Origin of the sequence: Nonomuraea sp. NPDC049480, from assembly GCF_044465905.1 — a bacterium.
Lineage (GTDB): Bacteria > Actinomycetota > Actinomycetes > Streptosporangiales > Streptosporangiaceae > Nonomuraea.
Window position 1 is genome coordinate 238,321 of sequence record NZ_JBITMD010000012.1, and the last position, 11,888, is coordinate 250,208.

At 69.5% G+C, this 11,888-nt stretch carries 12 protein-coding genes; 10 read left to right on the forward strand and 2 right to left on the reverse strand.

Annotated features, from left to right (window positions below):
* Positions 1–8 precede the first annotated feature (8 nt).
* The 5 genes from alaS (at position 9) to ACIBX3_RS32360 (ending at position 7,361) form a co-directional block, all read left to right on the forward strand.
* Positions 9–2,681, forward strand: a complete 2,673-nt coding sequence (gene alaS / locus ACIBX3_RS32340) for an alanine--tRNA ligase (protein ID WP_397123592.1) — start codon at positions 9–11, stop codon at positions 2,679–2,681.
* 1 nt (position 2,682) lies between these two features.
* Complete coding sequence (ruvX, locus tag ACIBX3_RS32345; protein WP_397123594.1) at positions 2,683–3,162, forward strand: Holliday junction resolvase RuvX; 480 nt, start codon at positions 2,683–2,685, stop codon at positions 3,160–3,162.
* A 346-nt stretch (positions 3,163–3,508) separates the two neighbouring features.
* A complete protein-coding gene (gene mltG / locus ACIBX3_RS32350; RefSeq protein ID WP_397123596.1) occupies positions 3,509–5,044 on the forward strand; it encodes an endolytic transglycosylase MltG in 1,536 nt (511 codons plus the stop codon).
* 210 nt (positions 5,045–5,254) lie between these two features.
* Positions 5,255–6,415 carry an endolytic transglycosylase MltG gene (gene mltG / locus ACIBX3_RS32355; RefSeq protein ID WP_397123598.1) on the forward strand — a complete coding sequence of 387 codons (1,161 nt, stop codon included), beginning with the start codon at positions 5,255–5,257 and terminating at the stop codon, positions 6,413–6,415.
* Positions 6,416–6,503: 88 nt separating this feature from the next.
* Positions 6,504–7,361 (forward strand): shikimate dehydrogenase, encoded by an 858-nt coding sequence (locus ACIBX3_RS32360; protein ID WP_397123600.1) that lies wholly within the window; start codon positions 6,504–6,506, stop codon positions 7,359–7,361.
* Here ACIBX3_RS32360 and ACIBX3_RS32365 read toward each other — a convergent pair.
* On the reverse strand, positions 7,333–7,752 hold the full coding sequence (locus tag ACIBX3_RS32365; RefSeq protein WP_397123602.1) for a type II toxin-antitoxin system VapC family toxin: 420 nt from the start codon (positions 7,750–7,752) through the stop codon (positions 7,333–7,335). The two genes, ACIBX3_RS32360 and ACIBX3_RS32365, sit on opposite strands and share 29 nt — an antisense overlap.
* Entirely contained in the window at positions 7,749–8,036 is a 288-nt protein-coding gene (locus tag ACIBX3_RS32370) for a type II toxin-antitoxin system Phd/YefM family antitoxin (protein WP_397123604.1), read from the reverse strand. Before ACIBX3_RS32370 ends, ACIBX3_RS32365 begins: the two co-directional genes overlap by 4 nt.
* Positions 8,037–8,371: 335 nt before the next feature.
* Between ACIBX3_RS32370 and infC the strand changes: the two genes are divergently transcribed.
* The 5 genes from infC (at position 8,372) to ACIBX3_RS32395 (ending at position 11,808) form a co-directional block, all read left to right on the forward strand.
* Positions 8,372–8,959: a translation initiation factor IF-3 gene (infC, locus tag ACIBX3_RS32375; protein WP_342779225.1), complete on the forward strand. Its 588-nt coding sequence runs from the start codon at positions 8,372–8,374 to the stop codon at positions 8,957–8,959.
* Between the two features lie 122 nt (positions 8,960–9,081).
* Positions 9,082–9,276, forward strand: coding sequence for a 50S ribosomal protein L35 (gene rpmI / locus ACIBX3_RS32380; RefSeq protein WP_397123606.1), 195 nt, complete (start codon positions 9,082–9,084; stop codon positions 9,274–9,276).
* A gap of 28 nt (positions 9,277–9,304) precedes the next feature.
* Complete coding sequence (gene rplT, locus ACIBX3_RS32385) at positions 9,305–9,688, forward strand: 50S ribosomal protein L20 (RefSeq protein ID WP_043622113.1); 384 nt, start codon at positions 9,305–9,307, stop codon at positions 9,686–9,688.
* Between the two features lie 174 nt (positions 9,689–9,862).
* Entirely contained in the window at positions 9,863–10,663 is an 801-nt protein-coding gene (locus tag ACIBX3_RS32390; RefSeq protein ID WP_397123608.1) for a TrmH family RNA methyltransferase, read from the forward strand.
* Positions 10,664–10,713: 50 nt separating this feature from the next.
* Positions 10,714–11,808: an ATP-binding protein gene (locus ACIBX3_RS32395; protein WP_397123610.1), complete on the forward strand. Its 1,095-nt coding sequence runs from the start codon at positions 10,714–10,716 to the stop codon at positions 11,806–11,808.
* Positions 11,809–11,888: the final 80 nt, after the last annotated feature.

Below are 11,888 nucleotides of genomic sequence, written 5' to 3' on the forward strand. Positions count from 1 at the left end.
TGGCCAACATGGAGTCGGCAGAGATCGCCCGCCGCTTCCTGCGCTTCTTCGAGGAGCGTGGGCACAAGGTCGTGCCCTCGGCCAGCCTGATCGCTGAGGACCCAACGCTTCTCCTGGTCAATGCCGGTATGGCGCCGTTCAAGCCGTACTTCCTGGGGCAGCGCACGCCTCCGGCGCCCCGGCTGGCCACCGCGCAGAAGTGTGTGCGCACCCCCGACATCGAAGAGGTCGGCAAGACGACCCGGCACGCGACGTTCTTCCAGATGCTGGGCAACTTCTCCATCGGCGACTACTTCAAGCCCGAGGCGATCCCGTTCGCGTGGGAGCTGCTCACCCGCTCCGAGTCCGACGGCGGCTTCGGCTTCCCCGAGGACCGGCTGTGGGCGACGGTCTACCTCGACGACGACGAGGCGTTCGACATCTGGCGCAACCGCGTCGGCCTGCCCGAGGAGCGCATCCAGCGGCGCGGCCTGGAGGACAACTACTGGCACATGGGCGTGCCCGGTCCCGGCGGCCCCTGCTCGGAGATCTACTACGACCGCGGCGCCGAATACGGCAAGGAGGGCGGCCCCGTCGCCGACGAGGATCGCTACCTCGAGGTGTGGAACCTCGTCTTCATGCAATACCAGCTCAGCGCGGTCCGCACCAAGGTGGACTTCGACGTCGCAGGGGAGCTGCCGGCCAGAAACATCGACACCGGCATGGGCCTGGAGCGCATGGCGGCGATCCTGCAGGGCGTCGACAACATCTACGAGATCGACACCACCTACAAGATCCTCGACCGGGCGGCGGAGCTCACCAAGACCCGCTACGGCCGCGACCACCGCGCCGACGTCAGCCTGCGGGTGATCGCCGACCACGTGCGCACCGGCACCATGCTCGTCGCCGACGGCGTCATGCCCAGCAACGAGGGCCGCGGCTACGTCCTGCGCCGCATCCTGCGCAGGAGCATCCGCAACCTGCGCCTGCTCGGCTCCGGCGACGACCGCTACATGCACGACCTGACCGACGTCGCGATCAACGTGATGGGCGAGCAATACCCCCAGCTCAAGGTGGACGCGCCGCAGATCCACGGGGTCATCGACGCCGAGGAGGCGTCGTTCCTGGGCACGCTCCGCACCGGCACCGCGATCTTCGACGTGGCCGTGGAGGAGACCAAGCGCAAGTCCGGCACCACGCTGGCGGGCGCGCAGGCGTTCCAACTGCACGACACCTACGGCTTCCCGATCGACCTGACGCTGGAGATGGCGGCCGAGCAGGGGCTCAAGGTCGACGAGGAGGGCTTCCGCCGGCTCATGAAGGAGCAGCGGCAGCGGGCCAAGGCCGACGCCGCGGCGAAGAAGACCGGCAACGCCGACATCTCCGTCTTCGGGCACCTGCTGGAGGCGGCGGGCAAGGTCGAGTTCCTCGGCTACGACCAGACCGAGGCCGACACGAGCGTGTTCGGCATCCTCGTGGACGGCGTGTCCGTTCCGGCGGCGGGTGCGGGCACGACCGTGGAGGTCGTGCTCGGGCGCACCCCGTTCTACGCCGAGGGCGGCGGCCAGCTCGCCGACCAGGGCGTGATCCGCACCGGCGGCGCCGAGGTCGAGATCGTCGACGTGCAGTCCCCGCTGGCGGGACTCGTCGTGCACCGCGGCAAGATCCGCGGTGGCGAGCTGAAGGTCGGTGACGAGGCGCAGGCGGAGATCGACATCGAGCGCCGCCGCGCGATCTCGCGCAGCCACAGCGCCACTCACCTCGTCCACCGCGGCTTCAAGAACGCGCTCGGCGAGAGCGCGGCCCAGGCCGGCTCCGAAAACTCGCCCGGCCGCTTCCGCTTCGACTTCACCGCGGCGGGCGCGGTGCCGCCGAGCGTGATGCGCGACGTCGAGGACGAGGTCAACGCGGTGCTCATCAACGACCTCAAGGTCAACGCCTTCTACACCTCGCAGGCCGAGGCGAGGGCGATGGGCGCGCTGGCGATGTTCGGCGAGAAGTACGGCGACGAGGTCCGCGTGGTCGAGATCGGCGACTACTCGCGCGAGCTGTGCGGTGGCACCCACGTGCACAGCTCCGGCCAGCTCGGCCTGGTCAAGGTGCTGGGCGAGCAGTCGGTCGGCGCTGGCGTGCGCCGCGTCGAGGCGCTCGTCGGCATCGACGCCTTCCGCTTCCTGGCGCGCGAGAGCGTGCTGGTGGCGCAGCTCACCGAGCAGCTCAAGGCGCGCCGCGAGGAGCTGCCCGAGCGCATCGACGGCATCGTCACCCGGCTGCGCACGGCGGAGAAGGAGCTGGAGAAGCTCCGCTCGGCCCAGGTGCTCGAGGTGGCGGGCGATCTCGTGTCGCAGGCTCGCGACCAGCAGGGCGTCTCCGTCGTGACACACCGCGCGCCTGATGGCACCGGCGCCGATGATCTGCGTAAGCTCGCGCTTGATGTGCGTGGCAGATTCCCGGCCGACCGGCCGGCGGTCATCGTGATCGCCGGTGTCCCCTCCGACCGGCCCGTAGTGGTTGCCACGGTCAACGAGGCGGGGCGCGAGCGGGGGCTCAAGGCCGGACAGCTGGTCGGCGTCGCCGCCAAGGCGCTTGGGGGTGGCGGTGGCGGCAAGGATGATGTCGCGCAAGGCGGCGGCTCACGACCGGAGGCGATCGGCGACGCGCTGCGCATGGTCGAAGAGACCATCACGGGGCAGCTCGGCTGACATGAGGTTCGGTTCACGGATAGGCGTGGACGTCGGCTCCGTGCGTGTCGGCGTGGCCCGCAGCGACCCCTCGGGGCTGCTGGCCACGCCGGTCGAGACCGTCAAACGGGGCAAGGGCGACCTCGACCGCATCGCCGCGATCGTCGCCGAGCACGAGGCGATCGAGGTCGTGGTGGGACTGCCCACTTCGATGTCGGGACGCGAGGGGCGGGCGGCCGAGCTGGCCCGCCGGTTCGCCGCCGACCTTGCGGCCCGGCTGGCGCCCACGCCCGTACGACTGTTCGACGAGCGACTGACCACGGTCGCCGCCCAGCACGGGCTGCGGGCCAGCGGCGTCAAGGCCAAGAAGCAGCGCGGTGTCGTCGATCAGGCGGCGGCGGTCGTGCTTTTGCAGGACGCGCTCGACTCCGAGCGCGCCACGGAAAGACCACCAGGCAGGCCCGTCGAACCGCCCCCAGCGGCCGACGGACCTGCCCAATGAGCCGGCGGTCCACGGGGCGGGGGAGCACCTGGACGACCGGCGACCGGTCCGGTCGGCGCGGGTGCGTGGCGTTGTCCGGAGGCTGGTCGGGTCGGCGCGGGTGCGTGGCCCGGAGTGCGAGTTGGGCGGCCGGGCGCGCAGGCATGACGTGGGTTGTGCGCCGGTTCGCCGGACACGAGCGCGTGATACCGCCCGGAGGCTTGTCCGGGCGGCATGAGCGCGTGGCGTCGAGGGCGAGCGGGCCGGGCGCGCGTGGGAGCGCGTGGGTGGCTCGAGACCGGCTGGCCGGGCGTGGGAGCGTGGCGGCGCGCCGGAGGGGCCGGACGGTGACTGGCGGGGTGGTCGTGTGAGCGGCACGCCGAATGAGCCGCCGAACGGCACGCCAGAGGACGAGGATGACATCGGCGACGTGATCCCGTTCCAATCCGGTGACCCGGAGCCCGAACCCAGTGCCGGTGCGGCGGCCGATGAGCCCGAGGCGCAGGACAGCGATCGGCCTCCGCTTGAGGGCGGCGGCCGGCTGCGACCCGAGGGCGGCAGCCCGCTCCAGCCCGGGGCCGGCGCTGCGCTACAGCCGGAGGATGCCGGCCCGCTCCAGGCCGAGGACGGCGGCTCGCGTCAGTCCGAGCACGGGAACCGGAGTGAGAACGGCGGCTCGCGTCAGTCCGAGCAGGGGAACCGGAGTGAGGCCGGAGGAGATCGGCGTCAGGCCGAAGGTGGGAGCCGGCCTCAGACCGAGGGCGGCCGGCGTCACCCCGAAGGTGGGAACCAGGGGCCGGACGAGGGGGGCGATCGCTTTCCGGCCGGCGGCGATGCCGAGGCGGGCGTCAACCCGCTGCCCGGGGGGAGGCGGCGGGCACTGCGTAAGGCCGGCCTGGTGTCCGCGGGCCTGGTCGCGTCCCTGGTGGCCTTGGGCGCGGGGGCGGTCGCGGTGCTCAAGCCCTACCTCAGCCCCGCCGACTTCGAAGGGACCGGCAGCGGCGCGGTGACGGTCAGGATCGCGCCCGGCTCCACTGCCGAGGCCATCGGGTCGGCGCTGGCCGAGGCCGGGGTCGTGGCGAGCACGCAGTCGTTCGTCCGTGCGACCGAGGACCGCGCGGTGGCCGACCGGCTGCGGCCGGGCCACTACCGCCTGCGCAAGGGCATGGCCGCGAGCGCGGCGCTGGACCTGCTGCTCAGCTCCGCCTCCCGGGTCGTGCGGCGCGTCACCGTGCCCGAGGGCATGCGGACGAGCGAGGTTCTGAGCCGTCTCGCCGAGCGTGCCGGGCTGCCGCTCAAGGAGCTCCAGAGCGTCGACAAGGCCCTGGTCGGCCTGCCCAAGTACGCCCCCGGCCTCGAAGGATTCCTCTTCCCCGCCACGTACGAGATCGAGCCGGGCGACACCGCCGTGGACGTGCTCGCCGCGATGGTCGAGCGGTTCGGCGTCGCGGCCAGGAAGGTGCGGCTGGAGGAGGAGGCGGCACGCGTACACCTGACGCCGCTGGAGGCCGTCACGGTGGCCAGCCTGATCCAGGCCGAGGGCGGCACCGACGAGGACTATCCCAAGATCGCTAGGGTGATCTACAACCGTCTCGAGCGGGGCACCCCGCTCGAGATCGACAGCACCGTCCTGTATGCGCAGAACCGGCGGACGTTGAGGGTCACGGAGAGCGACACTAGGGTGGACCATCCTTACAACACCTATCGCCACAAGGGACTGCCGCCGGGGCCCATCGCCAATCCCGGGGAAAAGGCGCTGATAGCGGCCTTGCACCCGGCCAAGGGCGATTGGCACTGGTTTGTAACGACGGATCCGGCGCATAGAATCACCAAATTCACCAACAAAGAGAGCGAGTTCGTGAGATACCGGGAAGAGTTGAACAAGAACCTCGGGGCGAGCTGATGTCCGACGGGACCGCTTCTCTCTCCACGCAAAAGCCTCAGAACGGGGCATGCGTCCTCTTCTCGTCCCATAGCATGGCTACTCAGAGTGATCCCCGCCGATCATGGGAGCATGACCGGTGGCTTCCCCCGTTCCGCTCGGTACCCCTGCCGGTTGGGCACTTCCGCTTGACTCCCGGCCGGCTGTACCGGGAGATTGGCCAGCGAACCTATGAATGATCTCGATCTGAACACGCTGCTCGGCGCCGAGGACGACGAAGGTCAACCCCGGCGCCGCACCCGAGGCTCCAGCAGGCGCGGCGGCAACCGCAGGCGACGCCGCCGCAACCGGGGCGGATTCGTAGCGCCGCTGCTCGCCTTCGTCGTACTGGCGGGCATCATCGGCGGCGGCGGATACTACGGCTACCTCTGGCTCAGTGACGCCCTCGTGCCCGACGACTACACCGGTCAGGGCACCGGCGAGGTCGTCATCGAGATCAAGGCGGGCCAGAGCGCGTCGGAGGTGGCGCAGGAGTTGGAGCGGCAGGGGGTCGTCGCCAGCGCCAGGGCGTTCACCAACGCGATCGGCAACGCGAACAAGAGCGCCTCGCTGCAGCCCGGGTCGTACAAGCTGCGCAAGAACATGTCGGCGGCCGCCGCCGTGTCGATGCTCACCCCGGAGAACCGGCTGCTCGCCAAGGTGACCCTCCGGGAGGGCCTGCGTCTGTCGGACACCCTCAAGACGCTCGCCAAGGAGACCGGCAAGCCGGAGAAGGAATTCCTCGCGGCGGCCAAGAAGGCCGGCGGCCTGGAGCTGCCGTCGTACGCCAAGGGCAAGCTGGAGGGCTACGCCTTCCCCGCCACGTACGAGTTCCAGCCCAAGACCACTGCGTCGCAGATGCTCGCGATGATGGTCGACCGGTTCAACCAGACCGCCAAGAGCGTGGACCTCGAAGGCGGCGCCAAGGCCCTCGGGCGCACACCGCACCAAATCATGATCATCGCCAGCATCATCCAGGCCGAGGCCGGGCGCGCCGAGGACATGCCGAAGATCGCCCGTGTCATCTACAACCGGATGGCGCAAAAGCCGCCGATGACGCTGTCGATGGACAGCACGGTGATGTACGCGCTCGGCAAGTACGGCACCTTCGCCACCACCGCGGACCTGCAGACCAAGTCCCGCTACAACACCTACAAGTATCAGGGGCTGCCGCCCGGCCCCATCGCCAACCCCGGAGACCACGCCATCGAGGCCGCGCTCAACCCGGCCAAGGGAGACTGGCTGTACTTCGTGGCCACCGACAAGAGCGGCGTCACCAGGTTCGCCAACACCGATGCCGAGCACCAGGCGCTGGTCGCCGAGTGCAAGAAGAACGGCGGCTGCGGCGGCTGACCGTCCCGGCCGGGAAGCGCCGTCCGCCCCGGGTGCGCAGCGCGCCGGGCGGACGGCGATAAGGTCTTCCTGGTCGGAAGGAGTGAGGATGCGGGCCGCTGTGTTGGGGTCGCCCATCGCCCATTCGCTCTCGCCCTACCTGCATCGGGCCGCCTACGAGGCGATGGGTCTCGACGGGTGGAGCTACGAGCAGTTCGAGTGCGACGAGGCGCGGCTGCCGGGGCTGCTGGGGGAGCTCACCCCCGTGCGCGGGCAGGGGCCGGACGACGATGACGCATGGGCCGGGCTGTCGCTGACCATGCCGCTCAAGCGGGCCGTGCTGCCGCTGCTCGACACCGTGTCCGAGCTGGCCGTCGAGGTCGGCGGGGCGAACACGGTGGTGTTCCGCGACGGGCTGCGGCACGGCGACAACACCGACGTCTACGGCATCGAGCAGGCGCTGGCCGAGGCCGGAGTGCCGGCGCCGCGCTCGGCCACGGTGCTGGGCGGCGGCGCCACGGCCGCCTCCACGCTGGCGGCGCTGCGCGATCTCGGGCTGTTCTCGGCGACCCTGCTGGTGCGTGACCCGGCGCGGGCGGGCGAGACGATCGAGGTGGCCGAGCGGCTGGGCGTGGCGCTGGCGGTGGAGACGTTCGACAAGCTCGACGCGCTCACCGGCGTCGACCTGGTGGTGTCCACGTTGCCGGGCGGCGCGGCCGACGCCTTCGCCGACCGGCTGGCCCCGGTGCCCGCGCTCTTCGACGTGGTCTACTCGCCCTGGCCGACCGCCGCCGCGGCGGCCGTGAAGGCGGCGGGCGGGGTCGTGGTCGGCGGGTTCGCGATGCTGCTGCATCAGGCGGTGCGGCAGGTCGAGTTGATGACCGGATGGACGGATGTGCCGGTCGAGGCCATGCGCACGTCCGGTCAAGCGGAGATCCTCAGGCGGGCGGCCAGTCGAACGGGTTGATCGTTTTCACGCCGAGCCCGGTGAAGTCCTTCACGTTGCGGGTCACGAGGATCCAGTCATGTGTGCTCGCGGTGGCGGCGATCAGGCCGTCGACGATCGGGAGGGGTCGTATGGCGTGCAGCCGCCCCCATTCCTCGGCCACGGCGGTGGTGACCGGCAGGATCCGGGTCTTGAACTCGCGCTGGAGATGAACCAGCCAGCTGTCGTAGCCGCCTGCCCGAGCCGGATCGCGGCGCCGCAGCAGCTCGACGCCCTTGCGGATCTCGCCGAACACCATGACGCTCACGTAGAGGTTCGGCCCGGTGATGGTGTCGAGCCACGCCTGCAGGTTGGCATCGCTGCTGCGCTTGGTCATCTCAGACACGACGTTGGTGTCGAGGATGTAGCTCATTCGATGCCCTCGAAGTCGATGTCCCGCATCTCGGTGCTCTTGTCGCGAGCGAGGTCCAGCTCGCTCAGGTCAGGACCGGAGAGCAGGAACTCTTTGAAGTCCGGCTTCGGCCCCTGGTCCTTGAGCTGACGGTATTCCTCCATGTCGATGATGACGGCCACGTCCCGCCCGTGCCTCATGACGATCTGCGGCCCTTCGTCATGCGCTCGGCGGACGACCTCGCTGAACCGCTGCTTGGCCTCCTGCAGTTGCCATTTGGTCGTTTCGATATGCTCTGCGGCCATCTGACCCCCTTCTGACTATTTTCCTGGACAGAATTCTACGGCAGGACATCTGGCCAGCGGGGATGATTCGGGGAAGCCGCGTGGTTGTGGTAATGTAGCTCTCTGATCGGTCCGGCATTCCTTGCTGGACGCGCAAGCGGAGGTCTCCTCCCACCCGGGTCGCCGAAAGGTGGCCGGGTCCAGGATCACGCCGGACTACTCCGGGGAGCTCGAGGCCACGAAAGCCACAGAGCTCAGTGGCCCCGCATGCGCGACGTGCGGGGCTTTTCGCGTTCGGTAACGCGGGAGGCCCTCGGCACGACGAGCACGTAGGGATCGCAAACCTAGGAGGCCCCATCAGCACTGAGCCCCGCATCAACGAGCGTATCCGAGTTCCCGAGGTTCGCCTCGTGGGCCCGAACGGCGAGCAGGTAGGCATCGTCTCGATTCACGATGCGCTGAAGCTCGCCCAGGAGGCCGACCTCGACCTCGTCGAGGTCGCGGCCACGGCTCGACCGCCCGTGTGCAAGCTCATGGACTACGGCAAGTTCAAGTACGAGTCCGCGATGAAGGCGCGCGAGGCGCGCAAGAATCAGGCGCACACGATCATCAAGGAGATCAAGCTCCGGCCGAAGATCGACCCGCACGACTACGAGACCAAGAAGGGTCACGTGGTGCGGTTCCTCAAGGCGGGAGACAAGGTCAAAGTCACGATCATGTTCCGCGGACGCGAGCAGTCCCGGCCGGAGCTCGGCTTCCGGTTGCTGCAGCGACTCGCGGACGACGTCCAGGAGCTCGGCTTCGTGGAGTCCCACGCCAAGCAGGACGGCCGCAACATGATCATGGTGATCGGTCCGCACAAGAAGAAGGCCGAGGCCAAGGCCGAAAAGGCCGCCGCCAAGGCGCAGCGTGGCAGCGAGGAGACTTCCGTACAGGAAGGATGACCCGCCGTTGGGGTTAGCCTTACATCGCCCCAGCAGCCACCGGCAGACGAAAGACGCCGCGACCGGGTCGGCCAAGCACCGGCCCGGCCACCGGCACGACCGAAACGAGGAGAGACGGCGACATGCCGAAGATGAAGACGCACAGTGGTGCGAAGAAGCGGTTCCGGCTCACCGGCACCGGCAAGATCAAGCGTCGCCGTGCCGCCCGTGCGCACTACAACGAGTGGAAGTCGTCCACGCTGACGCGCCGTCTCAAGAACGAGGTCGTCCTTTCCGACGCCGACACCAAGAAGATCAAGAAGCTGCTCGCGAAGTAAGTAGCGCGATTCCCCGGGGAGAAGAAACATGGCACGCGTGAAGCGGGCGCTCAACGCCAAGAAGAAGCGCAGGGTCGTCCTCGAGAGGGCGAGCGGTTACCGTGGCCAGCGGTCGCGTCTGTACCGCAAGGCCAAGGAGCAGATGCTCCACTCGATGACGTACGCCTACCGGGACCGCAAGGACCGCAAGGGGGCCTTCCGCCGCCTGTGGATCCAGCGGATCAACGCCGCGGCCCGTCAGAACGGCATGACGTACAACCGCCTGATCCAGGGTCTGCGCCTGGCCAACATCGAGGTCGACCGCAAGATCCTCGCCGATCTCGCGGTGAATGACAGCCAGACCTTTGCCACGCTCGTCGAGGCCGCCAAGAAGGCGCTTCCGGCGAACGTGAACGCTCCGGCCGCGAGCTGAAGCGATTGCCGTAAATGAGGGGCCCACCGATGACGGTGGGCCCTTTGCTATACGTACAGCGGCCGCTACGCAGGTGAACCGCTGACCGCGGCCCCGCCGTACGACCAGGAGGCGGCCGGCGCGGGCGCGGAGATCACTGCCTGCGGCGGACCGCTGCACGACGAGGGGGAGAGCATGGCCGGGTCCGAGCTGACCAACGTGAAGTCGCCGCGGGTGAAGGCCGCCAGGCGGCTCACCAAGCGGGCCTTCAGGGAGCAGGACCGCAAGTTCCTGGCCGAGGGCCCGCAGGCGGTCCGTGAGGCGCTCAGGCTCGACGGCGTCGTCCTGGAGCTGTTCAGCACGGCCGAGGCAGAGCTGCGCCACCCCGAGCTGATCACCGAGGCCACGCTCAGGGACGTGCCCGTGCACCGCGCCAGCGGAGAGGTCATGGCCGAGCTGTCGCAGACCGTGACCCCGCAGGGGCTGGTGGCGATCTGCACGCTCGTGCACGTCCCCCTGGAGGCGGCGCTGAAGGAGCCGCGCCTGGTCGCGGTGCTGGCACATGTGCGCGACCCGGGCAACGCCGGCACCGTTCTGCGCGCCGCCGACGCCGCCGGGGCGGACGCGGTGGTCTTCACCGACGCCTCCGTGGACCCGTACAACGGCAAGTGCGTACGCGCCAGCGCCGGCAGTCTCTTCCATTTGCCCGTCGTCGTCGGTGCACCGGCGGGCGCCGCCGTGCGTCAACTGAAGGAGCGGGGTTTGCGCGTGCTGGCGGCCGACGGCGCGGGCAAGCACACGCTCGACGACGTCGACCTGTCGGGTCCGACCGCGTGGATCTTCGGGAATGAGGCCTGGGGACTGCCGGAGGAGCTACTCGCCGACGCGGATGATGTGGTCAGAGTGCCCATCTACGGACAGGCTGAAAGCCTCAACCTGGCCACCGCGGCGGCGGTATGCCTTTACTCCTCCGCTAGGGCGCAGCGAGTGTCCTAGGCGGCGGGAAACCCGCTATTGTCGGCGTTGTAGGCGGAGGAGGCGGGGTCGTGCACGGCGCAGAAACCGACGGGCAAGTAGTGGCCGCCGCGTGCACGATAGCCATCGACGACCTTCCTGACGGCCTCATCGTGACCGACCGATATGGCTGCGTGTTGTCCGTCAACCGGGCCGCGGCCCGGCTCACCGGAGTCGCCATGGAGCGCGCGGTCGGGCGGCACATGAACGACGTGTTCCCCTTCCGCGACCACGACGGGCGCGACTGGTGGAAGGCGCTCGACCCCGAGGGCGGGCTGCGCTCGAGGAGCCGGGTGCCGGAGCGTCCGCTGCACCTGCCGGGCGGCCAGGAGCTCTACGTCGCCGCCAGGCTCGTACGCGAGCCCGAGCGCGGCGGCGAGGTCGAGCGGGTGACGATCACCCTGCGCCACGGCGGCGCCCGCGCCCGGCTGGAGCGCAGCCGCGCCGACCTGGTCTCCACCGTGGCCCACGAGCTGCGCTCACCGCTGACCAGCGTCAAGGGGTTCACCGCGACCCTGCTGGCCAAGTGGAGCCGCTTCACCGACGAGCAGAAACGCGTGATGCTCGAGACGGTCAACAACGACGCCGACCGCGTCACGCGGCTCATCACCGAGCTGCTCGACGTCTCGCGCATCGAGTCCGGGCGGCTGGAGGTGCGCCGCCAGGTCGTCGACGTGCCCGCCAGGGTGCACAGGCTCATCGCGGGCCGGGTGGCGGCCGGTGAGGCGGAGGACCGCTTCCGGCTGATCGTGGACGACGACCTGCCGGAGATGTGGCTCGACCAGGACAAAATCGACCAGATTCTGGGTAACCTGGTGGAAAATGCGCTGCGCCACGGGCGCGGCATTGTGACAATCGAGATCGAGTCTGTCGGATGGGGAGTTGCCGTGTCGGTGCGCGATGAGGGCGAGGGCATCGAGCCCGAGCTGGCTCCGCGCGTCTTCAGGCAGTTCTGGCGGGGCGGCAACAGCCGCAGGCGCGGCGGCACGGGGCTCGGCCTGTTCATCGTGAAGGGCCTGGTCGAGGCACACGGTGGCACGATCACCGTGCAGCGGGCGCCCGAAGGCGGGGCGGAGTTTCGATTTACCGTGCCCACCGGCACGCCCGACTTCGCCACGTCTGCTTAGAAGGCCTCGAAGGCGGGATTCGGGCCCGGTGGGCCGACGCCACTAGACTCTTTTCCGCTCAAGCCCTGGATACGGAGCTC

What these genes read in the sequence shown, in the direction of transcription:
- ACIBX3_RS32360 (WP_397123600.1), top strand. Translation starts at nt 6,504, where the DNA reads ATGCGGGCCGCTGTGTTGGGGTCGCCCATCGCCCATTCGCTCTCGCCC.
- rplT (WP_043622113.1), top strand. Translation starts at nt 9,305, where the DNA reads ATGGCACGCGTGAAGCGGGCGCTCAACGCCAAGAAGAAGCGCAGGGTC.
- ACIBX3_RS32370 (WP_397123604.1), bottom strand. Translation starts at nt 8,036, where the DNA reads ATGGCCGCAGAGCATATCGAAACGACCAAATGGCAACTGCAGGAGGCC.
- ACIBX3_RS32390 (WP_397123608.1), top strand. Translation starts at nt 9,863, where the DNA reads ATGGCCGGGTCCGAGCTGACCAACGTGAAGTCGCCGCGGGTGAAGGCC.
- rpmI (WP_397123606.1), top strand. Translation starts at nt 9,082, where the DNA reads ATGCCGAAGATGAAGACGCACAGTGGTGCGAAGAAGCGGTTCCGGCTC.
- mltG (WP_397123598.1), top strand. Translation starts at nt 5,255, where the DNA reads ATGAATGATCTCGATCTGAACACGCTGCTCGGCGCCGAGGACGACGAA.
- ACIBX3_RS32365 (WP_397123602.1), bottom strand. Translation starts at nt 7,752, where the DNA reads ATGAGCTACATCCTCGACACCAACGTCGTGTCTGAGATGACCAAGCGC.
- ruvX (WP_397123594.1), top strand. Translation starts at nt 2,683, where the DNA reads ATGAGGTTCGGTTCACGGATAGGCGTGGACGTCGGCTCCGTGCGTGTC.
- alaS (WP_397123592.1), top strand. Translation starts at nt 9, where the DNA reads ATGGAGTCGGCAGAGATCGCCCGCCGCTTCCTGCGCTTCTTCGAGGAG.